27 protein-coding genes are annotated in these 26,423 nt (G+C 73.2%); 18 read left to right on the forward strand and 9 right to left on the reverse strand.

The genetic code is table 11. The features are described from left to right. Positions 1–5: 5 nt before the first annotated feature. The 5 genes from CYQ11_RS19295 to CYQ11_RS19315 all read right to left on the reverse strand — a co-directional run bounded on the left by CYQ11_RS19295 (position 6) and on the right by CYQ11_RS19315 (position 6,534). On the reverse strand, positions 6–401 hold the full coding sequence (locus CYQ11_RS19295; protein ID WP_099201497.1) for an SCO4983 family protein: 396 nt from the start codon (positions 399–401) through the stop codon (positions 6–8). Positions 402–497: 96 nt separating this feature from the next. After that, a complete protein-coding gene (locus tag CYQ11_RS19300; protein WP_099201686.1) occupies positions 498–1,709 on the reverse strand; it encodes a pyridoxal phosphate-dependent aminotransferase in 1,212 nt (403 codons plus the stop codon). 88 nt (positions 1,710–1,797) lie between these two features. Beyond that, complete coding sequence (locus CYQ11_RS19305; RefSeq protein WP_099201496.1) at positions 1,798–3,411, reverse strand: N-acyl-D-amino-acid deacylase family protein; 1,614 nt, start codon at positions 3,409–3,411, stop codon at positions 1,798–1,800. A 127-nt stretch (positions 3,412–3,538) separates the two neighbouring features. Continuing rightward, entirely contained in the window at positions 3,539–4,825 is a 1,287-nt protein-coding gene (locus CYQ11_RS19310; protein WP_099201495.1) for an alanine racemase, read from the reverse strand. A 377-nt stretch (positions 4,826–5,202) separates the two neighbouring features. Beyond that, positions 5,203–6,534 (reverse strand): M14 family metallopeptidase, encoded by a 1,332-nt coding sequence (locus tag CYQ11_RS19315; RefSeq protein WP_099201494.1) that lies wholly within the window; start codon positions 6,532–6,534, stop codon positions 5,203–5,205. 215 nt (positions 6,535–6,749) lie between these two features. Between CYQ11_RS19315 and CYQ11_RS19320 the strand changes: the two genes are divergently transcribed. The 12 genes from CYQ11_RS19320 to CYQ11_RS19375 all read left to right on the forward strand — a co-directional run bounded on the left by CYQ11_RS19320 (position 6,750) and on the right by CYQ11_RS19375 (position 17,433). Then, positions 6,750–7,652, forward strand: coding sequence for a S1 family peptidase (locus tag CYQ11_RS19320; protein ID WP_099201493.1), 903 nt, complete (start codon positions 6,750–6,752; stop codon positions 7,650–7,652). Positions 7,653–7,900: 248 nt separating this feature from the next. Next, the gene (locus tag CYQ11_RS19325) at positions 7,901–8,815 is read left to right on the forward strand and encodes a hypothetical protein (protein WP_240003590.1); all 915 of its coding nucleotides are present in this window, start codon (positions 7,901–7,903) and stop codon (positions 8,813–8,815) included. 52 nt (positions 8,816–8,867) lie between these two features. Next, positions 8,868–9,596: a Flp pilus assembly protein CpaB gene (gene cpaB, locus CYQ11_RS19330; RefSeq protein ID WP_099201492.1), complete on the forward strand. Its 729-nt coding sequence runs from the start codon at positions 8,868–8,870 to the stop codon at positions 9,594–9,596. 56 nt (positions 9,597–9,652) lie between these two features. Further along, positions 9,653–11,368, forward strand: a complete 1,716-nt coding sequence (locus tag CYQ11_RS19335; RefSeq protein ID WP_099201491.1) for a CpaE/TadZ family protein — start codon at positions 9,653–9,655, stop codon at positions 11,366–11,368. Between the two features lie 3 nt (positions 11,369–11,371). After that, positions 11,372–11,911 carry a TadE/TadG family type IV pilus assembly protein gene (locus CYQ11_RS19340; RefSeq protein ID WP_099201490.1) on the forward strand — a complete coding sequence of 180 codons (540 nt, stop codon included), beginning with the start codon at positions 11,372–11,374 and terminating at the stop codon, positions 11,909–11,911. After that, positions 11,908–13,236: a TadA family conjugal transfer-associated ATPase gene (locus CYQ11_RS19345; protein WP_099201685.1), complete on the forward strand. Its 1,329-nt coding sequence runs from the start codon at positions 11,908–11,910 to the stop codon at positions 13,234–13,236. Before CYQ11_RS19340 ends, CYQ11_RS19345 begins: the two co-directional genes overlap by 4 nt. A 25-nt stretch (positions 13,237–13,261) precedes the next feature. Then, positions 13,262–14,200, forward strand: a complete 939-nt coding sequence (locus CYQ11_RS19350; protein WP_099201489.1) for a type II secretion system F family protein — start codon at positions 13,262–13,264, stop codon at positions 14,198–14,200. A gap of 10 nt (positions 14,201–14,210) precedes the next feature. Next, the gene (locus CYQ11_RS19355; protein WP_398779817.1) at positions 14,211–15,104 is read left to right on the forward strand and encodes a DUF5936 domain-containing protein; all 894 of its coding nucleotides are present in this window, start codon (positions 14,211–14,213) and stop codon (positions 15,102–15,104) included. A gap of 236 nt (positions 15,105–15,340) precedes the next feature. Further along, positions 15,341–15,526 carry a Flp family type IVb pilin gene (locus tag CYQ11_RS19360; RefSeq protein ID WP_099201684.1) on the forward strand — a complete coding sequence of 62 codons (186 nt, stop codon included), beginning with the start codon at positions 15,341–15,343 and terminating at the stop codon, positions 15,524–15,526. Beyond that, the gene (locus tag CYQ11_RS30670) at positions 15,523–16,224 is read left to right on the forward strand and encodes a pilus assembly protein TadG-related protein (RefSeq protein WP_099201487.1); all 702 of its coding nucleotides are present in this window, start codon (positions 15,523–15,525) and stop codon (positions 16,222–16,224) included. Before CYQ11_RS19360 ends, CYQ11_RS30670 begins: the two co-directional genes overlap by 4 nt. A 36-nt stretch (positions 16,225–16,260) precedes the next feature. Beyond that, positions 16,261–16,836, forward strand: coding sequence for a hypothetical protein (locus CYQ11_RS19370; protein ID WP_099201486.1), 576 nt, complete (start codon positions 16,261–16,263; stop codon positions 16,834–16,836). A gap of 6 nt (positions 16,837–16,842) precedes the next feature. After that, entirely contained in the window at positions 16,843–17,433 is a 591-nt protein-coding gene (locus CYQ11_RS19375) for an OmpA family protein (RefSeq protein ID WP_099201485.1), read from the forward strand. A gap of 30 nt (positions 17,434–17,463) precedes the next feature. Here CYQ11_RS19375 and CYQ11_RS19380 read toward each other — a convergent pair whose 3' ends face one another. Further along, positions 17,464–18,870, reverse strand: coding sequence for an MFS transporter (locus tag CYQ11_RS19380; RefSeq protein WP_099201484.1), 1,407 nt, complete (start codon positions 18,868–18,870; stop codon positions 17,464–17,466). A 96-nt stretch (positions 18,871–18,966) separates the two neighbouring features. On the opposite strand from CYQ11_RS19380, the gene CYQ11_RS19385 reads away from it, so the two are divergent. The 5 genes from CYQ11_RS19385 (at position 18,967) to CYQ11_RS19405 (ending at position 22,549) form a co-directional block, all read left to right on the forward strand. Continuing rightward, a complete protein-coding gene (locus CYQ11_RS19385; RefSeq protein WP_099201483.1) occupies positions 18,967–19,563 on the forward strand; it encodes a helix-turn-helix transcriptional regulator in 597 nt (198 codons plus the stop codon). A gap of 101 nt (positions 19,564–19,664) precedes the next feature. Then, the gene (locus CYQ11_RS19390; RefSeq protein ID WP_099201482.1) at positions 19,665–20,066 is read left to right on the forward strand and encodes a YunG family protein; all 402 of its coding nucleotides are present in this window, start codon (positions 19,665–19,667) and stop codon (positions 20,064–20,066) included. Between the two features lie 346 nt (positions 20,067–20,412). Continuing rightward, on the forward strand, positions 20,413–20,994 hold the full coding sequence (locus tag CYQ11_RS19395) for a hypothetical protein (RefSeq protein WP_099201481.1): 582 nt from the start codon (positions 20,413–20,415) through the stop codon (positions 20,992–20,994). Continuing rightward, positions 20,991–21,191 carry a hypothetical protein gene (locus tag CYQ11_RS19400; protein ID WP_099201480.1) on the forward strand — a complete coding sequence of 67 codons (201 nt, stop codon included), beginning with the start codon at positions 20,991–20,993 and terminating at the stop codon, positions 21,189–21,191. Before CYQ11_RS19395 ends, CYQ11_RS19400 begins: the two co-directional genes overlap by 4 nt. A gap of 122 nt (positions 21,192–21,313) precedes the next feature. Beyond that, a complete protein-coding gene (locus CYQ11_RS19405; RefSeq protein WP_146104707.1) occupies positions 21,314–22,549 on the forward strand; it encodes a hypothetical protein in 1,236 nt (411 codons plus the stop codon). A 43-nt stretch (positions 22,550–22,592) separates the two neighbouring features. Here CYQ11_RS19405 and CYQ11_RS19410 read toward each other — a convergent pair whose 3' ends face one another. Continuing rightward, entirely contained in the window at positions 22,593–23,141 is a 549-nt protein-coding gene (locus CYQ11_RS19410; protein WP_099201478.1) for an SMI1/KNR4 family protein, read from the reverse strand. A gap of 9 nt (positions 23,142–23,150) precedes the next feature. After that, positions 23,151–23,567 carry a DUF192 domain-containing protein gene (locus CYQ11_RS19415; RefSeq protein ID WP_099201683.1) on the reverse strand — a complete coding sequence of 139 codons (417 nt, stop codon included), beginning with the start codon at positions 23,565–23,567 and terminating at the stop codon, positions 23,151–23,153. A 59-nt stretch (positions 23,568–23,626) separates the two neighbouring features. Between CYQ11_RS19415 and CYQ11_RS19420 the strand changes: the two genes are divergently transcribed. Then, positions 23,627–24,352: a prepilin peptidase gene (locus CYQ11_RS19420; protein ID WP_099201477.1), complete on the forward strand. Its 726-nt coding sequence runs from the start codon at positions 23,627–23,629 to the stop codon at positions 24,350–24,352. Positions 24,353–25,353: 1,001 nt separating this feature from the next. Here CYQ11_RS19420 and mgrA read toward each other — a convergent pair. Continuing rightward, on the reverse strand, positions 25,354–26,397 hold the full coding sequence (gene mgrA, locus CYQ11_RS19425) for an L-glyceraldehyde 3-phosphate reductase (RefSeq protein ID WP_181143708.1): 1,044 nt from the start codon (positions 26,395–26,397) through the stop codon (positions 25,354–25,356). Positions 26,398–26,423: the final 26 nt, after the last annotated feature.

Raw genomic sequence — 26,423 nt, forward strand, 5'->3', positions numbered from 1 at the left:
CCCCCTTACACGGCGTCGGCGATTCCCAGGGCCGCCGCGTGGGCCTGCATCCGCTCCGCCGCCAGGGCGGCTCCCGCCGCGTCGCCGCGGGAGGTCGCGACGACCAGGGCCTGGCCCGCGAGGGTATGGGCGCGCTGGTGCAGGGAGGCGACGCGGGTCGCGGTGGTGTCGCCCACCGTGGGGGCCGCCCGGAGGGGCGCGTGGCCGCGCAGCCGCTCGACCCGCAGCGCGAGCCGGCGCGCCGCGTCGTCCAGCGCGCCGGAGGGCGTCAGCGCGCGCAGCTCGTCGGTGACGGTCAGCAGCGCGGTCAGGTGCCCGGCGAGCCGGATGTCCAGCTCCTCCTGGCGGGTGCGGTGGGGCCCGTGTGCGTGGACCGACTTGGTGCGGATCGGCTCGTACATGGATGGCCTCCTGAATTACCTCTGAAGGCCATCCTAACTTAGACGGCGTCTAAAGTTGTTTCGCTTGCAAGTCCGGGCCCCTCGCCGCCGGCCCCGCTACGGCTGCCCGTACCCGTCGAGGAAGTTCCCGATCCGCGTCACCGCGTCCGCCAGGTCCTTGGCGTTCGGCAGGGTGACCAGGCGGAAGTGGTCCGGCTCCGGCCAGTTGAAGCCCGTACCGTGCACGACCATGATCTTCTCGGCGCGGAGCAGGTCCAGCACCATCTGCCGGTCGTCCTTGATCTTGTAGACCTTGGGGTCCAGCCGGGGGAAGGCGTACAGCGCGCCCTTCGGCTTCACGCAGCTCACACCGGGGATCTGGGTCAGCAGCTCGTGCGCCACGTCGCGCTGCTCCAGCAGCCGGCCGCCCGGCAGGACCAGGTCGTTGATCGACTGGCGTCCGCCGAGGGCGGTGGCCACGGCGTACTGGGCGGGCATGTTGGCGCACAGCCGCATGTTGGCCAGGATCGTCAGACCCTCGATGTAGCTGTCGGCGTGCGCCTTGGGGCCGCAGACCGCCATCCAGCCGCTGCGGTAGCCGGCGACGCGGTACGCCTTGGACAGCCCGTTGAAGGTCAGCGTCAGCAGGTCGGGGGCGAGGGCGGCGGTCGGGGTGTGCGTCACGCCGTCGTAGAGGATCTTGTCGTAGATCTCGTCGGAGCAGACGATCAGGTTGTGGCGGCGGGCGATCTCCGTCAGGCCGCGCAGCATCTCGTCGTCATAGACCGCACCCGTGGGGTTGTTGGGGTTGATGATGACGATGGCCTTGGTGCGGTCGGTGACCTTGCGCTCGATGTCGGCCAGGTCCGGCATCCAGTCCGCCTGCTCGTCGCAGCGGTAGTGCACGGCCGTGCCGCCCGCGAGCGAGACGGACGCCGTCCACAGCGGGTAGTCCGGAGCCGGGACGAGGACCTCGTCGCCGTCGTCGAGCAGCGCCTGCATCGACATCTGGATCAGTTCGGAGACGCCGTTGCCGAGGTAGACGTCCTCGACGGAGAGCTCGATGCCCCTGGTCTCGTAGTGCTGCACCACCGCGCGCCGGGCCGAGAGCAGCCCCTTGGCGTCGCCGTAGCCGTGCGCGTCGCCGACGTTGCGCAGCATGTCCTCGAGGATCTCCGGCGGGCACTCGAACCCGAAGATCGCGGGGTTGCCGGTGTTCAGCTTGAGGATGCGGTGGCCTGCTGCTTCCAGCCGCATGGCCTCCTCGAGGACCGGGCCACGGATTTCGTAGCAGACGTTGGCGAGCTTCGTTGACTGGATCACCTGCATGACGGCCACCCTACGGGGACGCCTCCCGGCACGCTCGCCCTTTTGCCGCCCCGTGCATCCCGCCGGAAGCGGCCCGGACGGTGGTCCTTCAGGCTCCCGGCACCCGGCGGACCGCACGCCCCGCCAGCACGTCCGTCCGCCGTCCGTCTTCCATCACAAAGCGCCCGGCAATCAGGACATAAGGAATGCCGGTCGGAAGGCCCGACGGGGCTTCGAAAGTAGAGCCCGCGGCGACCGTGTCGGGATCGAAGAGCACCAGGTCCGCCCGGTTTCCCTCCCGCACGAGACCCCGGTCGGACAGCCGGAGACGGGCCGCCGGGCGCGACGTGAGATGCGCCACGCACTCCTCCGGGGAGAACATCCCCAGCTCCCGCGCATAGCGCCCGAGATAGTGCGGAAAGGTGCCGTAGGCGCGCGGGTGCGGCTTGGCGCCGTGCAGGATCCCGTCGCTGCCGCCGGTGTGCGCCGGGTGCCTCATCAGCGTGCGGACGTTGTCCTCGTCGCCGACGTGGAGCAGGACCGTCGTGCCCAGCCGGTCCGCGGTCAGCAGCCGCCGGGCCGTGGTCCAGGGCTCCTCGTCGCGCTCGCGGGCCGAGCGGGCGAGGCTGCGGCCCACGTAGGGCGTGAGGGCCGGGTCCGTGACGCCGGAGACCTCGACGGTGTCCCAGTCGACGGGCACGCCGTGACAGCCGTCCGCGCCCTCCACCTCCAGCGCGTGCCGGATGCGCCCGGCCGTCGCGTCGTCGCCCAGCCGCGCCAGCAGGCTCGCGGGGCCGCCCTCGCCCGCCCAGCTCGGCAGCAGCGCGGCGAGCGTGGTGCATCCCGGTGTGTAGGGGTAGCTGTCGAAGGAGACGTCGACGCCCTCGGCCCGGGCGGCGTCCAGCAGGGTCAGCAGCTCGGGGGCGCGGCCCCGGTTCCCGTCGTGGTTGAGGACGGCGTGCGCGAGGTGCAGGGCGCAGCCGGCCGTCCGCGCGACGGCGATCATCTCCTCGTACGCGGCGAGGGCGCCGGCCCCGTACGAACGGTGGTGCGGGCAGTAGTAGCCGCCGTACGCCGCCACGACGCGGCACAACTCGGTCAGCTCCGCGTCGTCGGCGTACATCCCGGGCGTGTAGGTGAGCCCGGACGACATCCCCACGGCGCCCTGCTCCAGCCCCTCGGCGACCAGACGTCGCATGCGGGCCAGCTCGGCGGCGGTCGCCGGCCGGTCCTCCCAGCCGACGGCGAGCATCCGCACCGTGCCCTGGGGGACGAGGTAGGCGGCGTCGACGGCGACGCCCTCGCCGCCGTGGCCGTGGTCGAGGCGGTCGAGGTAGCCGCCGACGCTCCGCCAGCTGAAGTCGACGTCGTGCCCGTCGCCGTTCCAGCCGGTGATCTGGGTGCGCACCCCGGCCAGGGTGCGGTCGTCGACGGGCGCGTAGGACAGGCCGTCCTGGCCGAGGACCTCCAGGGTCACGCCCTGCGCGACCTTCGCGGTGTGGGCGGGGTCGCGCAGCAGGGCGAGGTCGCTGTGGGCGTGCATGTCGACGAAGCCGGGAGCCAGGGCGAGGCCGTGGGCGTCGAGGACGCGGCGGGCCGTGGGCCTGCGGTCGCCCTCGCGGGCGATGGCGGCGATCCGGCCGTCGGCCAGGGCGACGTCGGCGCGGTAGGAGGGGGCGCCGGTGCCGTCGATGACCGCTGCTCCGCGGATGACGAGGTCCATGCGGTCACCTCCCCCACCCCGCCCCTGCCCGAAACACGGGGCCCGGCTTCGGACTCCGCCGGCCGGCCGGGGAAGCCCACTCCCGGCCGGCCGGGGAAGCCCACTCCCGGCCGGCCGGCGGTGCCGGTCAGAAGAACGTGCGGATGTACTCCAGCACCGTGCCGTCCGCCGCCGCCAGCGGGATCAGCGGCCACTTCTCGAAGACCGTGCACGGGTGGGACAGGCCGAGTCCGACCCAGTCGCCCACCTCCAGGGCCTGCGCCCCTTCCGCCACCGAGACGAACGCGTGCTGGTCGGCCAGGCGCGTCACCGTCAGCCCGGTGGCCGGCCGGAGGGATCCGTCGCGGGCGGAGCGGACGACCTGGGGTTCCGGCAGGCCGAGGTCGTAGGAGACGTCGCGCTTGCCGGCGTTGAGGTAGGCCATGCCCGGCTCGGGGCGGGAGACGACCTGGGTCCACAGCCGCAGCGCGGGTTGCAGCGCGCCCTCACCGGTGAGCCGGTTGAAGGGGGTCTTGTTCCGGTACTGCCCGTCGTCGTGCGTGATGTACGCGCCGGAGCGCAGCAGCCTGAGCACCGGCGCGGACAGCGTCGCGAGCTCCGCGAAGACCTCGGCGACCGTGTCGAACCAGGCGCTGCCGCCCGCGCTCACCACGATCTCCTCCACCCCGGCGAAGCGGCCCGCCTCGTCGAAGGCGACGGCCAGGCCGGTGAGCCGGCGCAGCCAGGCCCCCACGAGAGCGGCGTCCGCGTCGGGGATCTCGGCCTCGTAGCCGGCGACGCCGACGAGGCGGAGGGTGCCGGTGGCGGCCACCGCGTCGGCGACGGCTTCGGCTTCCTTCTCGGTGCGCACGCCGGTGCGGGCGCCGTCCGCGCCCAGTTCGACGACGACGTCCAGGGGGCGGGCCGTTCCGGTCTCGCGCAGGGCCGCGTCCATCAGTTCGACGCCGCGCACGGAGTCGACGTAGGTCAGCAGCCGGAAGTCCGGGTCCGCGGCCAGTTCGGCCGCGAGCCAGCGCAGGGCGGCGGGGTCGACGACCTCGTTCGCGAGGAAGATCCGGCGGACGCCGAAGGCGCGGTAGACGCGGACCTGGGCGGGTGTCGCGGCGGTGATGCCCCAGGCGCCGTGGTCGAGCTGGCGCTGGAAGAGCCGCGGTGCCATGGAGGTCTTGCCGTGCGGGGCGAAGGCCAGCCCGTGCCCGGCGGACCAGCGCTCCATCAGCACGAGGTTGTGGTCGAGGGCCTCGGCGGAGAGGGTCAGCACCGGCGTGGTGAAGCCGCCGGTGAACAGGGAACGCCGCTCGGCCGCCAGCTCGCCGACCGTCCGGCCGTCCGCGTCCGGGGGCAGGCCCCTGAAGCGGTGGTCCACCCGTTCCCGGGCGAGGCTGGCGACGGCGTCGTCGGCTATGGCGGCCATGGGTTCTCCCGTCGGATCATGTGCAACATTCGCACCACCCGCACCCTTCGATGCGGGACATGTTGGCGGCTGTCTAACACCCCGGTACGTACCGGGTCAACGGACCAAAGGTACGCAACGTACGCAAAGGGCCGGGACGGGTGCGCGGGGGTGCCGGGCCGGACGCCCGACACCCCCGCCGGGCGTCAGACGGACCAGCGCTCGCGCATGGTCTTGATCTCGTCGCCCTTGGCGTCGAGCGTGACCTCGTAGACGTTGCCGTGGCAGGAGAAGGGCTCCTTGACGCGGCTGTGGTCGCTTGCCACGCAGGCGTCGAACGATCTACCGATCGGGCCGGGGCGGCCCCCTCCGGCGGCCCGGCCCCGGCCCCGCGCTCGTCACGCGCAGTACTGCCCCTCCTTCCCGATCGCCCGGTACGGGCAGTCCGCGGCCTCCAGCAGCTGGAGCACCGCCTCCCGGTTCCTCGCCGTCTCCCGCGCGATCACCTCGTCGGGCGGGTAGAAGCCGCCGCCGGAGCCGCTCGCGTCCGGGTACATCTCGAACGTGTAGGCGAAGACCTTCTGGGTGCCCCACAGCCAGTCGTCGATCGAGCCGTCCGTGATGTACAGGTCGCTCGACTGCTCGGGCGTGTAGCCGTTGCTCGCGGCCATGGACTTGCCGATCGCGGCGAAGGTGTCGCGGTCGTCCCGGGTCATGCCGGGCGCGGTGTCGTCGTACGTCCAGCCGAACGGCCACAGCACCAGCTCGCTGTAGGTGTGGAAGTCGATGGCGGCCTTGATCTGCTGCCTGCCGTCCACGACCCGGCTGCGCACGAAGTCGGCGACGACCTTCACCTCGGGGGCCGACTCGGGGGCGGCGCCGCGGTAGGTCTCGGAGCCGGTGCTGCCGGAGGAGCCGCCGCAGCAGCCCCACTTGAAGTTCCAGTTGCGGTTGAGGTCCGTGCCCCGGCTGGAGGAGCCGGAGTTGGGCTGGCGGTTCTTGCGCCAGCCTCGGTAGGTGCCCGTCGCGACGTCGTATTCGCCCCCGTCGGGGTTGACGTCGGGCACGACCCAGATCACCCGGCTGTCGAGCATCTTCGTCACGCGCGCGTCCTTGCCGTACTGCGAGCCGAACTCCTTGAGCAGGTAGAGGGCCATCTCCACGGTCAGGTGCTCGCGCGCGTGCTGGTGGTGGGTGAAGAGCACCTCGGGCTTGGCGGCCCCGCCGGGCGCCGCCCCCTTCGCGCTGTTGGTGATCTTCACGGCGATGATGTCCCGGCCCTCGTGGGACTTGCCGATGACCTGCTTGCTCATGAGGGACGGGTGGGCGGCGACGTCGGCGTCGATCTCCGCCATCGCCTCCTTGTAGTTGTGGTAGTTCGCGTCGGCGGGCGGGAAGTCGAACGGCGTCGCCGTCCGCCCGTCGTCGCGGTCCGGCGGGCCGGGCAGGGCCCGCACGGTGTAGCCCATGCCGCGGACGCGGTCGGCCTGGTCCCTGCTCGCCGTGATGACGACGGAGCCGCCGCGCACCGCGTCGACAGACGCTCCGGTGGCGGCGACGGCCGTCCGCTGGGCGGCGGTCCGCGGGCCGGTGACCTCGTACGAGCGCGCGGAGTGCTCCTCGCCGCCGGAGGACGCCGGGGCGGCGAAGGCCAGGCTGAGCGTGGCGGCGAGGGCTGCCGTCGCCCATCTGCCGATGTTCTTGCGGGGGTGGGGGAGTGACGGTCGCATGCGGCCTCCTGAGGGGTCCGTTCGTGCGACGGATGAGGGGGGTGGGCTTCTTCAGTGTTCGAGTCGTGACGTGTACTCGTCAAGCAATTCGGCGCGGGCGAAACAGGCCAACTTCTTCATAACTTCAGACCAGCTGATTGCCCGTCGGCTACGGCGGCCCCAACAATGCACACGTCAATCCGGATGCACTTCTGATCGGAGAGGACCACCCCCCCATGAGACGACCTCTCGTCGGTGCGCTCACGACGCTGCTGCTCGCTGGAACGGCCGTCACCGGCGCCGGTACGGCCTCCGCCACCGCCGCCCCGCAGGACCAAGGTCCCGGCGGCGCCCGGGTCGTCGAGGTCGAGGGCCAGGACGGGGCGGGCGGCAAGGGCCGGACCAAGGCCGTCGACTTCGCCGGCACCGTCGCGCTCAGCAACTGCTCCGGCTCGCTCGTCCGCATGCCCTCCTCGTCCGACGGCGACCCCGCCCTCGTGATGACCAACGGCCACTGTCTGGAGACCGGCATGCCGGGCGCCGGCGAGGTCATCACCGACCAGCCGTCCAGCCGCACCTTCAGCCTCCTCAACTCGACCGCCGGCAAGGCCGCCACGCTGCGCGCCACCAAGGTCGTCTACGCGACCATGACGGACACCGACATCACCCTCTACCAGCTGGACACCACGTACGCCCGGATCAAGCAGCAGTACGGCATCAGCGCGCTGGCCCTGTCCGGCGACCACCCGGTCGCGGGCACGGCCATCAAGGTCGTCTCCGGCTTCTGGAAGCGCATCTACACCTGCAACGCCGACGGGTTCGTCTACCGCCTCCGCGAGGCCGACTGGACCTGGAAGGACTCCCTGCGCTACACCTCCGCCTGCAACACCATAGGCGGCACGTCCGGCTCGCCCGTCCTCGACGCGACCACCGGAAAGGTCGTCGCCATCAACAACACCGGCAACGAGAACGGTGAGCGCTGCACCATGAACAACCCCTGCGAGGTCGACGAGAACGGCACCGTCACCGTGCGCCAGGGCATCAACTACGCCCAGGAGACGTACGGCATCACCAAGTGCTTCGCACCCGGGAACAAGCTCGACCTCGACCTGCCGGACTGCGTCCTGCCCCAGCCGTAGCCGCGCGGACGGCTCCGGGCGCGGCGCCGCCGCGCCGGCGTCCGGGGCCGTCCCCACCCGTGCGGCGCCCGGAAGTTGACGCGGGGAGGCAGCTCGCGCGCACGCCGGCCGGCGGGCCGCGGGGGAAACATCGAGGAACGGTTCTCAGCCGCTCCATTCGTGGATAAAGTGCGGAGGCACCCAGCACCGGGCAGTATCGATCCGCGACCGCCGGAGCCCCCGCGGGCGGAGGGAACGGGGTAGCCGACGTGCCGATTGCCATAGCGGTCACCAGCTCCGACCTGGTGCTCCCGCAGCCCGGCGGGCCCGTCCCCACCGCCGCCGTCCTCCAGCCGCCCGGGGAACAGCCCCTGGCCACCGCCGTCACCCAGGCGGCCGTACTGCTCGAACAGTGCGGCCACCTCGTCGTGCTCTACCCCGACAGCCTCGCCGCCCCCTACGTCCAGCGCCTGCACACCATCCGCTCCTTCCTGGAGAGCGACCGCGTCGCCCTGCTGCCCGTCGGCCTGCCGCCGCTGGCCGTCGGCGTGCTGGCCCGCCAGTTACGCCAGTTGTCGGTCTCCGACCTGAGCCCCGGCGTGCTGGCCTCCGCCGCACGGCTGCTCGCCCACTACATCCACGCCGGCGCCGACCTGCCCTCCGTCGCCCGGCTGGACCGCGTGCGCGTCGGGCTCGGCGCGCACGTCGCCTCCCTCCTGCCCGGCTCGCACTTCGCGGTCCTGGTCAACCCCGCCCCCCACCTCGTCCGCGCCGGCTCCGGCGAGCCCCCCGACGGCCCCGGCTTCGCCACCCGGCTGACCGTCGCCCGCGGCAGGCCCCCCAAGGGCGACGACTGGGTGACCGGCACCCTCGCCCCGCACTGGCGGGTGCAGGGCGTCCAGGAGGTCCAGCCGCTGCCCGCGGAGTCCGTCCGCTGGTGGGGCACCCACCGCGCCGTGGAGTTCGCGGCCGCCATCCCCGACCCCTCGGTGCTCTACCAGCTCGTCGCCTCCGTGCGGCGCGAGGAGTGCCACTGGTGCGGCCACGAACTGATCGGCGACCGCTGCGCCTTCTGCTGCGCCCCCGTGGCCCGCGCCGACGCCGCCCACGCCCCGGACCCGCCGGCCCCCCGCCAAAGCGCCGCGGCGGGCGCCGCCGCCCCGACCCTGGTGGCGGGCCGCTGAACCACCGCCCGGTCACATCCCGAACGAGGTCCCGAACGAGGTTCGCCGTCCCATGAATTCACGTCAGCGCCGCGGGGTCGTCCTGCTGCTCCTGTCGGCTCTCTGCGCCGTCGGCGCCTGCGCCGGAGTGTTCGCCGTCATCGAGGACGCCGAGTCCAAGACCGGCCCCGGGACCACCGCCTACCGGCTGAGGACCGACGTGCCCGCCTACCAGGACCTGAAGGCGGACGCGTTCGAGAAGGTGTCCGTGCCCAAGCGCTGGCTGCCCGCCACCGCCGTCACCGACCTCTCCGCCCTGCGCGGCAAGATCGCCGTCACCCCGCTGCGCAGGGGTTCCCTCCTCCAGAGCGACATGATCGTCGCCCGGCCCGCCCTAGAACCGGGCAAACAGGAGATCGCCATCATGATCGACGCCGCCACGGGCGTCGCCGGAAAGATCAACCCCGGTGCGCGGGTCAACATCTACGCCACGTACGACGCCAAGGAACAGGGCGCCAAGCCCGTCTCCAAGGTCATCGTCACCGGCGCCCAGGTCGTCAACGTCGGCAAGCTCACCCCCTTCGACCGCGACGGCGGCCGGGCCCGCGGCGCGTCCGCCGGCAGCCGGCAGGCGGCGGGCGAAGCGGTGCCGATCACCTTCGCCCTCGACACCAAGGACGCCCAGCGGGTGGCCTACGCCGAGTCGTTCGCCACCCACGTCAGGCTCGCCCTCGTCGCCCCCGGCGGCGATCCCGGGGTCAGCAGCGGCGACCGCACGTACACCCTCGACGGCGACAAGTAACCGCACCGGTCGCGGGTCGGCCCGGACCGGTTGTTGTGGATGGAGGCAGGGCCACGGTGACGATCAGAATCCTCCCGGCCGTCGGCGAACCGGAGACCGCCCGCGCCATCGGAGGGCTGCTCGCCCAGCTCCCCGGCGTCGAGCCCCTCCAGACCGTCGGCGACTCGGCACGCCTGCTGGACACGCTCGCCGTGCTGGCCGCCTCCTCGGTCGGCGACCTGCCCGAAGTCGTCCTCGTCCACGAGCGCGTCGGGCCCGTGCCCGCCCTCGAACTCGTCCGCGAGGTGGCCCTGCGCTTCCCCGCCACGGGCGTCGTCCTGGTCACCGCCGACGCGGGGCCCGCGCTGTACGCCGCGGCCATGGACAGCGGCGCCCGCGGCATCGCCGTCCTGCCGCTGTCGTACGAGGAACTGGGCACCCGCGTCCAGGCCGCCGCCCACTGGGCCACCGGCGTACGCCGCCACCTCGGCGCCGCCGGGGACGGCCTCCCGGCCGGCGGCGGGCACGGCGGCACCCTCGTCGCCGTCGTCGGCGCCAAGGGCGGCGTCGGCACGACCGTCACGGCCGTCCAGCTCGCCCTCGCCGCCCAGGCCGCCGGACGCAGCGTCGCCCTGGCCGACCTGGACCTCCAGTCCGGGGACGTCGCCTCCTACCTCGACGTGCGGTTCCGGCGCTCCATCGCCGACCTCGCCGGCATCAGCGACATCTCGCCCCGGGTCCTCCAGGACGCCGTCTTCCCCCACCCCACCGGCCTCGGCCTGCTGCTGGCCCCGGCCGAGGGGGAGCGCGGCGAGGAGATCGGCGACCTCGCCGCCCGGCAGATCACCGCGGCCCTGCGCGGCCGGTACGAGGTGGTGATCGCCGACTGCGGCACCCAGGTCACGGCGGCCGGCGCGGCCGTCATCGAGACGGCAGACGTGGCGTTACTGGTCACGACGCCGGACGTGGTGTCCGTACGGGCGGCCAAGCGCATGGTCCGGCTCTGGGAACGGCTCCAGATCCGCAAGGCCGAGGAGACGACGACCGTGGTCAACCGCCACACCCGCGGCGCCGAGATCCAGCCCGCGCTGGTGGCCCGGGCCACCGGCACGACCGCCGCCCGCACCACCGTCCCGGCCGGCTACAAGGACCTCCAGGGCGCCGTCGACGCGGGACGCATGCAGGACCTCGACGCCAGGTCCGGGGTGCGGCAGGCGCTGTGGGCGCTGGCGGCCGAAATCGGCCTGGGCACCCCCGGCGGCAGGGCGCCGGCACAGGGCGGCGACCGCGGGGGCCCGTCCGCCGACCGCCCGGCCGGCACCGGACTGCACCGGCGCCGTGCCATAGGGGCCGCGCCCCCGCCGCCCGGTGGCGGCACCGGCCCCGACCAGCTGGCGCCCGTGCCGAGCGGGTCGCCGGCGCCGCTCGGCCGGTTCCGCAGGCGCGGCGGCCGGTTCGGCGACCGGGGACAGGTGGCCGTGGAGTTCGTGGGGGTGCTGCCGCTGATCCTCGTGGCGCTGGCGGTCGTCTGGCAGTGCGTCCTGGTCGGCTACACCTACTCCCTCGCCGGGCACGCCGCCGACAAGGGCGCCCGCGCCGGGGCCGTCGGCCGCGACTGCGTCGCCGCGGCCGTGTCGGACCTCCCGGCGGCATGGCGGAGCGAGCCGGACTGCGGCCCCGACGGCGGGGTGTACCGCGCGAGCGTGCGGGTGCGGGTGCCGGTCCTCTTCCCCGGTTCGGTCAACTGGCCGTGGACGGTGGAGAGTACGGCCGGAGTGGCGCGGGAGGACTGAGCGATGGCGTTACGGGGTACGAACACGCGTTCAACCCGGCCGGGCGGCAACTCCCCGGCTGCGGGCGGCGGTCCGGCACGCCCCTGCCGGTGGGTACGCGCCCGCACACGCGTACGTGTACGCGCGGGCACCGGCGGCCCCGCCTCCGACCGGGGCTCCGCCTCCGTCGAGTTCCTCGGCTTCCTTCCCCTGCTGCTCCTGCTCGCGCTCGGCGCCGTCTACCTGGGCCTCACCGCCTTCGCCGCCGAGCAGGCCGGCACCGGTGCCCGCGCGGCGGCCCGTACGGCCACCCAGGACGAGCCGCAGGGCGCGCCGGAGGGGGCCGGACGGGCCGCGATGACGGCGTGGGTGGCGGACCGGGCGGACGTCGTCGCGCCGCGCTGCGCGAGCGGGGGCGAGATCACCGTGACGGTCACCGTGGACGTCCCGGCCCTCATCCCCGGCACGGACTTCAGCGTCAGCCGCCGGGCCACCATGCCGTGCCCCGACGACCCGGCCCCCGTCCCGGCCGTCCCCGCGCCCGCCCCGGCCGGTGCGCGATGAGCCTGCGGGCCCGCATCACCGCCCCCCAGGAGCCCGCGGACGGGCGCGAGCCGGGCCATCTCGTCCCCGTCTACCGGGCGAAGCTGCTGGAGGAGATCGACCTCGCGGAGATGTCCGGGCTCGCCGCGTCCGAGCGGCGCATCCGCCTGGAGCGGGTGCTCGGGCACATCATCAGCCGCGAGGGCCCGGTCCTGTCCACCGCCGAGCGGGCCCGCCTCATCCGGCGCGTCGTGGACGAGGCCCTGGGCCTGGGTGTGCTGGAACCCCTCCTGGAGGACCCCTCGGTCACCGAGATCATGGTCAACGGGCCCGACCAGGTGTACGTGGAGCGGGCGGGCCGCGTCGAGCTGGTGCCGGTGCGGTTCGCCTCGAACGAGCAGCTGATGCAGACCATCGAACGCATCGTCTCCACCGTCAACCGCCGCGTGGACGAGTCCCACCCGATGGTCGACGCCCGGCTGCCGAGCGGGGAGCGCGTCAACGTGATCATCCCGCCGCTCGCCCTGAACGGCGCGACCCTGACGATCCGCCGCTTCCCCCGCGTCTACACCCTGCGCGAGCTCATCGGCACGGGCACCCTGGACGAGCACATGCTGCTGCTGCTCTCCGCGCTGGTCAGGGCGAAGTTCAACGTGGTCGTCTCCGGCCCGACCGGCGCCGGCAAGACGACCCTGCTGAACGCCCTGTCCGGACTGATCCCCGAGGGCGAACGCATCATCACCGTCGAGGACGCGGCCGAACTGCAACTGCAACAGCACCACGTCATCCGCCTGGAGTCCCGCCCCCCGAACGTCGAGGGCAAGGGCCGCATCACCATCCGCGACCTCGTACGCAACTCCCTGCGCATGCGCCCCGACCGCATCATCGTCGGCGAGGTGCGCGGCGGAGAGACCCTGGACATGCTCCAGGCCATGTCCACCGGCCACGACGGCTCCCTGGCCACCGTGCACGCCAACAGCGCCGAAGACGCGCTGATGCGGCTGCGGACGCTGGCCTCCATGTCCGAGGTCAAGATCCCCTACGAGGCGCTGCGCGACCAGATCAACAGTGCCGTGGACTGCCTGGTGCAGCTCGCCCGCAGCGCGGACGGCTCGCGCCGCATCGCCGAGATCGCCCTCCTCGACTCCCGGGGCGGCTGGGACGAGGGCCACCGCCTGGCCACCGTCTGCCGCTTCGAGGCCGAGCCGATGGGCGCGGACCGCGTCGTGCGCGGCAGGTTCGTCCACTCCCCCCTGCCCGCGCGGGCCGCCGAACGGCTTCGGCTCGCCAACGAGTCCGTACCGCCGGCGTTCGGCGTCGCACCGGCCTGCGGCCCGGACCGGTGAAAGCCGTGAGACGAGAGAGGACACCATGGGCGATCCGGCGCTGCTGACCGTCGGCACCACCCTGCTCTGCGCGGTGCTGGCCGTGGCGGGCGTACGGGCGTACGTCACCGGCCGGGACCGGCACCAGGCCCTCGTCGACCGCCTCGCCGACGTGCCCGCGCTGGAGCCCGCGGGCCGTGGCCGCGCCTTCCGCCGCACCGACCGGCGGCTGCGGGGCACCCGTCTGGGCAGGTGGCTGGAGCCCCGGATCGCCTCGACGGGGCTGGACGTCACGGTGGGCGAGTTCACGGTGTACACCGTGGGCGGGGCGGCCGGCCTGTGGCTGGTGGCGGCCGCGGCCCTCGCCCCCTTCTTCGGGCCGCTCGCGGGAGTGACCGGGGTGTGGTCGGCCTACGCGTTCCTCACCTGGCAGCGGCGCAAGCGCACCGAGCGGTTCATCGGCCAGCTGCCGGAGCTGGCCCGGATCCTCGCCAACGCCACCCAGGCCGGACTGGCCCTCCGCACGGCCCTGGCCATGGCGGCCGAGGAGATGGAGGCACCGGCGGGCGAGGAGCTCGGCAAGGTCGCCGACCGGCTCGCCGTCGGCCACTCCGTCGACGACGCCCTGGCCGAGCTCGCCCGCAGGCTGCCCTCGCGCGAACTGGTGGTGCTGGTGACGACCCTGGTGCTCTCCAACCGCGCGGGCGGCACCGTCGTCAGTTCCCTGCGCAACCTGACCACGACGCTGGAGGAGCGCAAGGAGACGCGGCGCGAGGTGCGCACGCAACTGTCCCAGGTCACCGTCACCGCCTACGTCGTGCCCCTGATGGGCGTCGGCACGCTGCTGCTCATGGACCGCGTCGCGCCCGGGTCGATCGACCGGATGACGGACGGCTGGCTGGGGCAGGCGGCGGTCGTCGCCGCGTTCTGTCTGTACGGGGTGGGGTTCGTCCTGATCCGCCGCATGTCCCGGATCGATGTGTGAGGGAACCGTGATGCTCGCTTTGCTGCTCGCCCTGCTGGCGGGGGCGTCCGTGGTGGGCCTCTGCTACGGCGTCGCGCTGTGCCGCAGCGAGGCCAGGCTGCCGCCCGACCTGGCGCTGGCCCTGGAGGTCGGCTCGACCCGCACGACCGCCGTCGGCTCGGCCGTGGACCGGCTGGGCATGCGCTACGCGCCCCTCGTGCTGCGCATGATGGGCGACAAGCGCGTGGCGAGGGTGCGGCGCAGGATCGACCGGGCGGGCAACCCCGGCGGGCTGACCGTCGACCGCTACGCCGCCCGGCGGGCCGTCTACGGGGCGCTGGGGTTCGGCGGCGCGCTGGTGATGCTCCTCAAGGGCCAACTGGTCCTCGCCGTCGTGCTGGTGGCCTTCGGGCTGTTCTGGATCGAGGTCGGTATCTGGGCGGCGGTGCGCGAGCGCCGCGACGCGATCGAGCGCACGCTGCCGGACTTCCTGGACGTCCTGGCCGTGGTCGTCAGCGCCGGGCTGGGGTTCCGGCAGGCACTGGACCGGGTGGCGGAGCGGTACGAGGGCCCGTGGTCCGACGAACTGCGCATCACGCTGCGGCAGATGGACATGGGCGTCAGCCGCCGTCAGGCCTTCGACGAGCTGCGCAAGCGCAACGACTCGGAGCAGGTGGCCCAGTTCGTCACCGCCCTGCAGCAGGGGGAGGAGCTGGGCACGCCGATCGTCGACACCCTCATCGAGATCGCCACGGACATGCGCCGCACGGACGCCCAGCTCGCCCGGCGGCGGGCGGCCAGGGCGGTGCCCAAGGCCACGGTGGTGATCACGACGTTCATGGTGCCGGGGACGATGATCCTGCTGATCGCGGGGTTCTTCCTGGGCTCGGGGATGGACTTCGGGTCGCTCACGGCGGACCGGTGAGCGGCGGGGCGGGCGGCCGGGGGGAGCCGGCGAAGTCCGTGAAGAGCCTTCGCGACCGCAATGCGATATGGGACAGTCGAGTACCGGGGGCGTGGCCGATCGGGGGTGAAACGTGGTGTCCCAACTGCCTTATGGGGGAAGGGAATGGCGTCGGACCCGGAGTCGGGACCAGACTCGTCCAGTGACTCGTGTGCCGGGCCGCTCCGGCCGGGCCGCCTCCCATGAAGGGGATCATGATGCCGAAGCGCTTGTGGGCACGCTCGCGGGACCGCTCGCCGGTGGACGACCGGGGGCAGACCTCGGTCGAGTACCTGGGCATCATCGCGGTGGTGGTCGCGATCATCCTGGTGCTGACGACGACGGACTTCGGCACGATGATCGCGACGGCCATCACCAACAAGATCCAGCAGATCACGGGTTGAGCGCGGCGGCGGACGGCGGTGCGGCCGGCCGGCCGGTCGCCGGGCCCGCCCGCGACGCGGGGCAGGCGTTCCCGCTGTACGTCACCGCCGTCGCGGCCCTGCTCCTCCTCGCGCTGGCCTTCTTCGTCGTCGGCCGGGCGGGCGCCGTCAAGAACGGCGCCCAGACCGCCGCGGACGCCGCCGCGCTGGCGGCCGCCCAGGACTACCGGGAACAGCTGCGCGCGGGCTTCCTCGCGGCCCTCGGCGCCGGCGGCGACTGGGCCGGCTGGCTGGCGGGCACGGGCGCGCAGACGGGCCCGGCCTGCCGGGCGGCCGCGGCGTACGCGGGCCTGAACGACGCCCGGCCGGACATCCGCTGCGATCCCGGCGAGGCGCCCGGCTCGTTCACGGTGACGGTCACCTCGGCGCGGCCGGTGGGCCGGTCCGTCGTGCCGGGCACGGAGACGCGGCACGCGAAGGCGACGGCCACGGCGGAGGTGGCCCCGCGCTGCACGGCGGGGCCGCAGCCGGCCCCGGCCCCCACGCCCACCGCCGCCCCCACCCGGCAGCCCTCGCCGGCGCCCACGGGGACCCCCGCTCCGCAGCCGGCCCAGCCGGTGACCCTGACCTGCGATGACGGGCCGCTGGTCATCGACCTCCAGCGCGCCGGCGCCGTCGTGAAAGCCACGGACCTGTTCACCGTGCACCTCGCGGACTGACCATCGCGGACTGATCAGCAAAGGATGTACGCGCCCATGAGCCCTCGAACGGTGGCCGCAGCAGCGCTCGTCGTCGTGACAACCCTCGCCGTCGCCGGTTGCGGAGGCGAAGACGACGGGGGCAAGAAGAAACTGGACCTGGACTCGGCGAAGACTCCCGCGGCGTCGACGGGAGGGAAGACGGACACCTCCGACGACGCCGGCGGGCCCCGCCCCGGCGCCACGATCGGGGAGATCGAGGGCCCGGACGGCATCGTCGTCACCCTCAGGGCGGCGGTCCGGGACAAGGGCGGCTTCGTCACCGTCAGCGGAGCGGTCGCCAACCGGGGCACCAAGCCGTACACGCCGCTGACATGGCGGTCCAAGGAGACGGAGATGAAGTCCCAGTCGTCGGTGTCCGGGGCCTCCCTCATCGACGCGGCCGGCAAGAAGAGATACCTGGTCCTGCGGGACACGGACGGCGAGTGCCTGTGCACCACGGGCCTGGTCAACATCCGCCCGGGCGAGAGCCGCGCCCTCTTCGCCCAGTTCCCGGCGCCGCCGGACGGCGTCCGGGACGTCGACTTCCAGCTGCCGACCATGCCGTCCGTCCGCATCAAGATTTCGGGGTGAGGTCCCATGCCGGTGCTGACCACCGCCGTGGTCGTCGTCGCGGCCGTCACGGCCCTCGCCCCCGCCCCCGCCGACAGCGGGCCGGGCAGGGCGGCTGACACCACCCCGCCGGTACGGATCGACAGCTCGGCCCCGGGCCTCAAGCTCCGCTCGGGCGCGAAGCTGGCACCGGGGCGGGTCCTCGACATCAAGTCCGTCATCGAGTCCGGTGACGGCGACGAGCGCCGTGAGGACACCAACGTGGACGTCACCTTCGCCCTCCAGGCCGAGGTCATCTTCGGCAAGGACAGCGCGGGCCTGAGCCCCACGGCCACGGCCCGCATCCGCGCCATCGCCGACGAGGTCCGCAGGCAGCACGCGACCACGCTGCGGGTCTTCGGCTTCACCGACAACCTCGGCTCGGCGGAACACGGCCTGGCCCTGTCGAAGGAGCGTGCGGACGCGGTGCAGCGCGAGCTGGCCAGGGACCTGGGCTCGTCCGCCATCACGTACCAGATCCGCGGCTACGGGGAGCAGTACCCGCTCGCCGACAACGCGACGGAGGACGGCCGGCGGAAGAACCGCCGGGTCGAGGTCAGCTTCCCGCGCGGGGGGTGAGGGCGGTCCAGTGCTGCGAGGCCATGTGCCTCATGCCGCCTTCCGGGCCGGTGGGGTCGCCGCCCGGGCGGCTCGTGCCACGACGAAGAGGAACAGTCCGCAGGCCGTCACGAGCAGCCAGCCGGGGCGGGACGCGTGGGCGAGGCCGGCGGGGCCGACGTCCGCGACCAGGCCCCCCGCGACGGCGATGCCGACCGCCGAGCCGACCTGGCGCGCGGTGGAAGTGATGGCCCCGGCCACGCCGGCGCGGGACGGCGGCAGGCCGCCGACCGCGGTGTTGGTGATCGGCGCGTTGGCGAAGCCGAACCCGATGCCGATGAGCAGGTAGGCCAGCAGGAGCAGCAGGACGCTGGTGCCCTGGCCGACGGTGACCATGCAGAGGCCGCCGGCGGCGGTGAACCCGCCCGCCAGGACGAGCGGGCGGCGCGGTCCGAGGCGCCCCACCAGGCTGCCGGACCACGGCGCGCACAGGGTCGCCCCGAGGGCCATCGGCAGCGTCGCCGTGCCCGTCTCGAACGCCGTCCAGCCGCGGGCGTGCTGGAGGTAGAACGTGTTGAGCAGGAGCGTCACGTTCAGCGCGACGAACACCGCGACGGCCCCCAGCGTCGACGTGGTGAAGAGCGGCCGCCGGAACAGCCCGAGGTCCATCAGGGGTTCGCTCCGGCGCAGTTCGACCCGGGCGAACCCGGCCGTCGCCGCCCCGATCACGGCGTAGCCGGTGAGCGCCGGGGGCGAGGCCCAGCCGATGCGGGGGCCTTCGATGAGGACGCCGACGGAGACGCACAGGGCCAGCGTGAGGAGCGCCTGGCCGGGAAGGTCGAGCCGCCGGGCGCGCTGCCCATGGGACTCGGGCACGAACACCGCGACCAGGAGGAGGGCGGCGACGATGACGGGCGCGTTGACCCAGAACACCGACCGCCAGCCGAACGCCGCGATGAGCGCCCCGCCGGTGACCGGGCCCGCCGCCATGCTGAGCCCGAAGACCGACGCCCACACGCCGATGGCCCGGGCCCGTTCCCGCGGGTCGGGCATCGCGTTCACCACGATCGCCAGGGCCACGGGGCTCAGCATGGACGCTCCGACGCCCTGCGCGGCGCGTGCCGCGACGAGGAAGCCGAGCGACGGGGCGAGGGCGCACGCGAGGGACGCGACGCCGAAGACGACCAGCCCGCACCGGAACACCCGCCGCCGTCCGAAGCGGTCCGCGAGCGCGCCGGAGGCGGTCAGGAGGCTGGCCAGGACCACCGTGTAGGCGTCGACGACCCATTCCAGGCCGCGGGTGCCCACGTCCAGGCCGCGTCCGATCTCGGGCAGGCCCACGTTGACGATGGTGGTGTCCAGGCCGACCAGGAACATGCTCAGCGCACAGACGGCCAGCACCGTCCAGCGCCGTCGCGCACTCAGTACGGGTGGGTCGGCCAAGGTTGTCGTGGTCACGGGCGCACCTTCTGTCCGGGGTCGTCTGGGCGCCCATGCTCGGACCGGGTGACGGCGACGGCCCAGCGAATTTGCGAAGACCGCAAAATAGTTCCCATGGACGCCAAGGAACCCGCGGACACCGGACTCGCGGAGACGCTCGCCGGCATCGGGCCGCGGCTGCGGGCGCTGCGACGCGACCGCGGCCTCACGCTTGAGGCGCTCGCGGAGGACACCGGGATCTCCGTGAGCACGCTGTCACGTCTGGAGTCGGGTAAACGGCGCCCTACGCTCGACCTGCTCATCCCGCTCGCGCGCACGCACCGCGTCGCGCTGGACCAGCTCGTGGCCGCTCCGGCCACCGGTGACCCGCGCGTCCACCTCAAACCCCACCGCAGGGAGCGCGGCAACGTCCTCGTGCCGCTGACGCAGTACCCGGGCCGGGTCCAGGTCTTCAAACAGGTGCTCGCGTACCGTGAGCCGAAGCTCGTGACCCACGCCGGCTACGAGTGGCTGTACGTGCTCGCCGGCGAACTCCGTCTCATCCTCGGGGAACGCGAGTTCACCCTCCGTCCGGGCGAGGTGGCGGAGTTCGACACCGGTGAACCGCACTGGTTCGGCCCCGCCGACAAGAACGCGGTGGAGATCCTCCACTTGTTCGGCCCGCGGGGCGACCAAGCCGTCGTCCGCACCGGCCCGTCGGCCACGTCCTGACCCACGGTGTCCTTGGGCCCGCGGCAGCCCGTGGCCCGCGGTTCCGCGCTCCCGCCGGCGGCGCGGGTCCGTTGTCAGTGGTGGCTGGCAGGCTGTGCCGCATGACCGTGCCATGGACCTTGGGCGACATCACCGACGCCCTGCGCGGCGCGTGGGCCGCCGACACCTGTTCGCCCGACGACGCCGCGCGCGAGCCCTGGGGATCCGGCAATCCCGCGTGGGGGCACTGCGACGTCACCGCGCTCGTCGTGAACGACATATTCGGCGGCGACCTCCTGGTCGGCGAGGTGTACCTCGACGGTGAACAGCACGGTTTCCACTGGTGGAACCGGCTGCCGAGCGGGGTCGACGTCGACCTGACACGGGAGCAGTTCCGGCGGGGCCAGCGCGTCACGGGGGCGCGCGTCGTGAAGCGTCCGGCGGGTCCGCTGCCCCGCCGTCACGAGGAGTACGTACTCCTTCGCGAGCGGGTCGCCGCGCGGCTCGGCCCGTTGCCCGGCTGACGGGGGAAGCCGAGGACTCGCCGCCAGGCGCCGGCCGGGACGGCGGGAGCGGTGGGCGTGGCCGTGGACGGGTGGAGGGTGCGGGCGGAGTGGCGTCGGCTTCACAGCGCGTGGGCAGACTCCTCGCGTGGGGTCGCATGGGGCGTGCGCTGGTGAACCCGGCGTTGTCGGCGAGGAATTCGCATCATATGACTCGTCATTGACTCTCCATAAGCACGCATCTGAACACGCGTTCGTCGGTCGAAAACACCGTTCCGTAAGTTTCGCCAAATCTCCCCGCCTCCCATGACTCTGCGATAGGTATGGGCGGTTGAATACACCGACGGTGCCGACGTAAGGGAGCGGAATGAGCAGTCCGACGGCCCATTCCTCCGGAGAGGCGACCGGACCTCCCGGTGCCGGCGGCCCGGCAGCCGGCCCCGTCGACGCCGCAGCGGACGCCGCCGCGCAGGGAGGCGAGCCGTCCGCCGCGCCCGCGGGTGCCGAAGGCGCGTCGGCGAGGGCCGAGCGCCGCAATGACGCCTGGGAGCGGCTCCTGCACTGGTTGTTCTTCAGCGTGCTGCTGGCCGTCATGCCCATCGGCGCCGGAGTCCTCGTCGACCTGACCAGAAAACAGAACCGGCCCTTCTTCGAGCTGATCAGCCACGGAGACCTCTACATCGTCTCGACCGGGCTGACGGCCACCGCCGTCGGTGACGCCCTGATGAGGCAGAAGGAACGCTTCCGGCCCCTCCAGCTGGTGCTCGCCTTCACCAATATCGCGATCTGCCTGCTGACCTGCATTCTCTACGCCGACATCGGCGCGGCCACTCAGGACGGAAAGGAACTCGACCATCAGTTCCTCGGCGAGATGTCGCTCGTCTTCTTTGCCATCACCCTCGTGACCACGGGGTCCAGCACTTTCCTCAACGAGTTGGAGAAGCAGTGAGAGCAGACCTGGTCGCCATCGTCGGCTCCATCACCACCGGCCTCAGTGGCATCGTGTCCGCGGTCCTCGTCGCGCTCACCGCACGAAGAAGGACGCACGGCGCGCCGGGCCGCGGTGGGCTGCCGCGCCTGGCCCCGGAGGACATCCTGTGCAAGGCGGAGATCCCCCGTCCCAGTGATCGCCGCAACGCGCCCTGACGCCAACGGCCTTCGCCCTCCACTCGCACCCTTCCGACCGGTCGCGTCCCCACCCGCCACACGGCAGGATGGGCCTCACCCGGGCTGGCAGGGAGCGCAGGGACGGGTGAGGGAGGCGGGGCATGAGGGGCGGGCTCGTCGGGGTGACGGCGTTAGGTGTGCTCGTGGGGGTGCCGCCGGCCGGGGCGGCCGCCACACGGGCGGAAGGGCCGGCCGCGTACCGCGTGGCGGCCGGTGCCACGGCGGTGCGGGGGGCGGCGACCAGCTCGGACGGCCCCCTGATCAGGGCCGGCACGGGCACGTACACGGACAGCCTCAAGCCCGGCGAGAGGAAGTACTACACCGTCGAACTCGACGCCGCCTCCAGCGCGTACGTCTCCGCCGTCGCCGCCCCGAAGCCCGGCGGCACGATGGGCGTGCGGGACGGGATCGAGGTGTCGTTGCAGGCGGCGGACGGCACGCAGTGCGGGGCCGGGCACCACCGGTCGTTCCTGTCGGCCGGCGGCGCCTACCCCCTCGCCGACTACGCGGAACGCGTGGTGAAGCCGGGCGCCCCGTGCCGTTCTGCGGGCGCCTACCGGTTCGTCGTGGAGCGGGGCGACGCCAAGGGCGGCGACGATTCGGCCGTTCCGCTGGAGCTGCGGTACGTGGCCGAGCCGCCGAGGAAGAACGAGACGGAGGAGCCGGCCGGCCCCGGTGGCTGGAGCACGCGGGCCCCGTCCGGGCCGCCCCCGGGGGACGGCGAGAGCGTGGCCGGAGGCACCGGCTTCAACGACGCGGCCGAGCTGCGGCCCGGGGCGTGGAAGGACGAGCTGCGCCCCGGAGAGACGCGCTTCTACCGCGTGGCCGTCGAGGCGGGCGAACAACTCTTCGCCGACGCCGAGTTCGGTGCCGAGCGGGGCGGCGCGGTCCCGTTCGTCGTCAGCGGCGTACGAGTGGGTCTCAGCAACGAGGCACGCGGCCACGTGCTGAACAAGACGGGCGGATACCAGGGCCGCCCGGCGACGGTCTCCCTGGCCACACCGCCGGCCGCGTACGGCGGCGGCGCGGGAGGCGGGGAGGCGGCGAGGGGCATGCGGCTCGCGGGCTGGTACTACCTCCAGGTCAGCGTGAACCCGAAGGTCCGGCAGACGGCCGTGCCCGTCACGCTCAAGATCGCCACGGCGGCCGCCCGCAGGTCCGAGCAGGAGCCTGGCGCGGGCCGCGCCGCAGGTGGCGTGGAGCCGGTCGCGGCGACGTCCCGCGGCACGCACCGGCAACGCCTGCGGCTCATCGGCTACGCCGGCATCGGCACCGGCACCGCGCTCCTGCTGGGCCTCGGCGTCTGGACCCTGCTCGCGCGCCGCCGGCAGGGCTAGGGGGTGTCCGAGGGGTCGGCACGGGCCCTGCGGCGCGACCGGCTCAGCGGCAGAGCGCGCAGAGGCCCTCGGCGAACGCCGGGAACTCGGCCTGGGCCTCGGCGACGATCTCCCGGGCGGGCCGGCGCGGAGTGGTCGCGTGCCGCGCGGCGAGCTCGGCCGGGGCCGCGCCCGGACCCGTCTCGTGTGCCTCGTCGGCCTCGCCGGCCCCGTACAGAGCGGCCGCCATCGGACCGAAGCCGTCGGCCAGCACCCACAGGAACCCGGACAGGTCGCCGGCCACCACGCCGCATTCGCCCTCCGAGCCGATGTAGACCACGGGCTGCTCGGTGAGCGGCCGCCCCGGCCGAGCGCACCAGAGGGCGACGAGACCGCCGGCACCGTCCTGCCCGAAGACCCGGTAGGCGTCGCCGTCGACCGCCGGGTTGCCGGTCCACTGCCGTAGCCAGCCGGTGGTCTCCTCCGCGGAGTCGAAGGCGTCGTACGGCTCGAAGTCGATGCCCACGCCGTCCTCGCCGTAGGAGAAGGAGGTGCGGGCCGCATCGGCGAGCGCGGGGGGAAAACGGCGGTCGGCGCCGGTCTTGTCGGTCATCCGCGCAGGCTAAGCGCCCCCACTGACATCGCCGGGCCGCAGGCCGGCGCCGGGTGCCCCGGGGCGTGGGGGCAGGACCTCCAGCCGTACCCCCCGGCGCAGCCCCCACCGCTCCATCGCCCCCGCCTCCGCCTCCAGCACGTGCCGGGCCCGCAGGCGCGGGACGCCCAGGCGGCCCGGGGGCATGGTCCGTACGGACAGGACCGTCAAGTCGCGTGTCAGGTAGGCGACATCGATCGTGAACCGCATCCGCCAGGTGTGCACGCTGCCCGCCGGGGTGAGGAGGAGGGCGCCGTCGAGCCCGTCACGGCCGAGCAGTCCGCGGGTGCGGGAGCGGAAGGAGGCGGCGACCTCCAGGGGGACCACCGTGCCGCCGGGCACGCGGAGTTGGGTGTTCCCATCGCGAAAGCGCTGGTGGCGGGGCATGCGGACCAGGTTATCCACAGGGGCCGACGGAAGTCGGCGATTGTCCGTAACCTCGTTGCATGCACTCGCTGTTGATCGTGGTTGCTGTGGTGTACGGCGCCGCGGCCGGTGCGCTGGTGCCGCGTGCGCGGTACCGGCTGGCCGTGGAGCCGGGGGAGGCGTGGCGATCGGCGGGCCCCTGCGGGCACGCGGTCACGGGCTGGGTGGGTGCGGCCCGCTGCCGCGCCTGCCGGGGGCGGTACGGGCCCGGGGCGCTGGGGCCCGCGGCCGTCACGGCACTGGTGTGCGGGGCGCTCGCGGCGGCGGTGGGCGGGCGGCCCGAGCTGGCGGTGTGGCTGGGTGCCGTGCCGTCGGCCGTGGTGCTGGCCGCGGTGGACTGGTCGGTGCGTCGGTTGCCGGACGTGCTGACGCTGCCCCTGGCGGCGGGGCTGGCCGGGCTGCTGGGGGTGGCGGCGCTGATACCGGGCGCGGAGGGGTCCTGGCCCGGCGCGTTGCTGGGCGGGCTGGCGATGGGCGGCGGGTACTTCGCGCTGTTCCTGCTGCATCCCGCCGGCATGGGGTTCGGGGACGTGAAGCTCGCGGCGGGGCTGGGGTGCGCGCTGGGGTGGTACGGGTGGCCGGTCGTGTTCCTGGGGGCCTTCGCCGGCCTGCTGCTGGGGTCTGCCTACGGCTTGGCGCTCCTGGCCACCCGCCGGGCGGGCCGGGGCACGGCCATGCCCCTGGGGCCCTTCATGATCGCGGGAGCCTGGCTGGGGCTGCTGGCCGGCGCCAGGTCCGGGGGGTGACCGGGGGTGGGGGCCACGGCCGTCGGCCGGCCCTTCCTGACCGTGGCCTCGATGTCATCGGTTCGTCGGTCGGCGGGCTGACTGCGGGCACGTTCGGCCCAAGGGCTCCGTTCCGGCTGGACGCCACCTCCGGCCGTGGCCGGCCTCGCCACCCTGATCCCCCTGATCCCCCTGATCCTCGACCTCGCCCGGCAGCCGGCGCGCGGCACCCGCACGACACGCCGATGTACGACACGCCGACGAAGGGACCTCAGTCGCACCGGCTGTCCCGTCCATCCCGGTAACCCCTTCCACCCCCATACGGGCCGGGCGAAATAATTGGGGTGCCCCCAAAAGATCATTCGTACGGGCCGCGATGAGGGCCGCCACTTACGCACCGCGCACACATGACTGCTGAAAGTGCAGAGCGCGGCCGTCCGCGACACGCACGTGAAGCCGGTTACGTAAATGTGATGTGGGTGGCGAGAGTGGCCCCGTCAAGGCGGGGCGTCTTCGGTGAACCTTCTCGGAGGACGGACGGAAGAAAATTTCGACGAGGTTCATGATGGCTGGAACCCGCCGCCGTGGCACGGCAGTTCTACGCTGTAGGCCCAGTACTGAAGGGCCCCGTGGGGCCCGAAGCGGGCCCGGCCGCCGTCCTGTTCAAGATCACGTAGGGGGCTCCTGGCCGGCGCGCCACGCATTGTCACCCCCGTCGGTGCGCGAAGTACGGCCCCGGACCGGTTATGGTGGAAACCCCCCCTCGGGCCGGTCCGTATCCCCCCCACGGACCGGCCCGTTTTTCTTTCTCCCTGATTACTCTCCGTGCCAACACGTGTGGGTTACGGGCGTGGATCTCGAATCGATCACGAAAATCGATCGGCCGCGCGATTCGAAGCGTGAATCGGTGGCGATTCAGAGCGCGATTCGGCCCGCGAATCACAGCGTCAATCGCACGGCCGGGCACGGCGCGGCCCCCCCGCCGCGCCGCAGCCCCCTACCCGGCCCCTTCATGCACCCCGCTACGCCTCGCCCCGGCGCGCCCAGATGTTCACGCCCTCGGTGCTCACCGCCAGCGCGTCGATCTCGGCCAGCTCGTCCTTCGTGAGCGCCGGGGCGCCGAGCGCGCCGACGTTCGCCTCCAGCTGGGCCACGCTGGACGCCCCGATCAGGGCCGAGGTCATCCGCTCGTCGCGCAGCACCCAGGTCAGGGCCAGCTGGGCCAGGGACTGGCCGCGCCGCCGCGCGATCTCGTTCAGCCCCCGCAGCCGCTCCACGACCTCCCCGGTCAGCAGCGCCGGGTCCAGCGACGTCCCCCGCGAGGCGCGCGAGCCCTCCGGGACGCCGTCGAGGTACTTGTCGGTGAGCATCCCCTGTGCCAGCGGAGCGAAGGCGATGCAGCCCATGCCCTCCTCCTCCAGCGCGTCGAGCAGGGCGTCGTCCTCCGTCCAGCGGTTGATCATGGAGTAGGACGGCTGGTGGATGAGGGCGGGCACGCCCATCTCCCGCAGCAGCCGGGCGGCCTCCCGCGTCTGTTCCGCGCTGTAGGAGGAGACACCCGCGTACAGCGCCTTGCCCTGCTGGACGGCGGATGCCAGGGCGCCCATCGTCTCCTCCAGCGGCGTGTGCGGGTCGAAGCGGTGCGAATAGAAGATGTCGACGTAGTCGACACCCATCCGGCGCAACGAGGCGTCGAGCGACGACAGCAGGTACTTGCGCGAGCCCCACTCGCCGTACGGGCCGGGGTGCATCAGATAGCCGGCCTTGGTGGAAAGGACCAGCTCATCCCGGTACGGACGGAAATCCTGGGCGAACAGCTTGCCGAAGTTCAGCTCGGCGGAGCCGGGCGGGGGGCCGTAGTTGTTGGCCAGGTCGAAGTGGGTGACGCCCAGGTCGAAGGCGCGCCGCAGGATGGCGCGCTGCGAGTCGAGGGTGCGGTCGTCGCCGAAGTTGTGCCACAGTCCCAGAGAGATGGCGGGCAGCTTGAGCCCGCTGCGGCCCGTACGCCGGTACTCCATGGAGTCGTAGCGTGTTCCGGCCGCGCGGTACAGCGAGGGATCGGTCATGTCCATCTGACTATCACGGTCCTGTG

The sequence above is a fragment of the Streptomyces cinnamoneus genome (genome assembly GCF_002939475.1).
Classification (GTDB): Bacteria; Actinomycetota; Actinomycetes; order Streptomycetales; family Streptomycetaceae; genus Streptomyces; species Streptomyces cinnamoneus_A.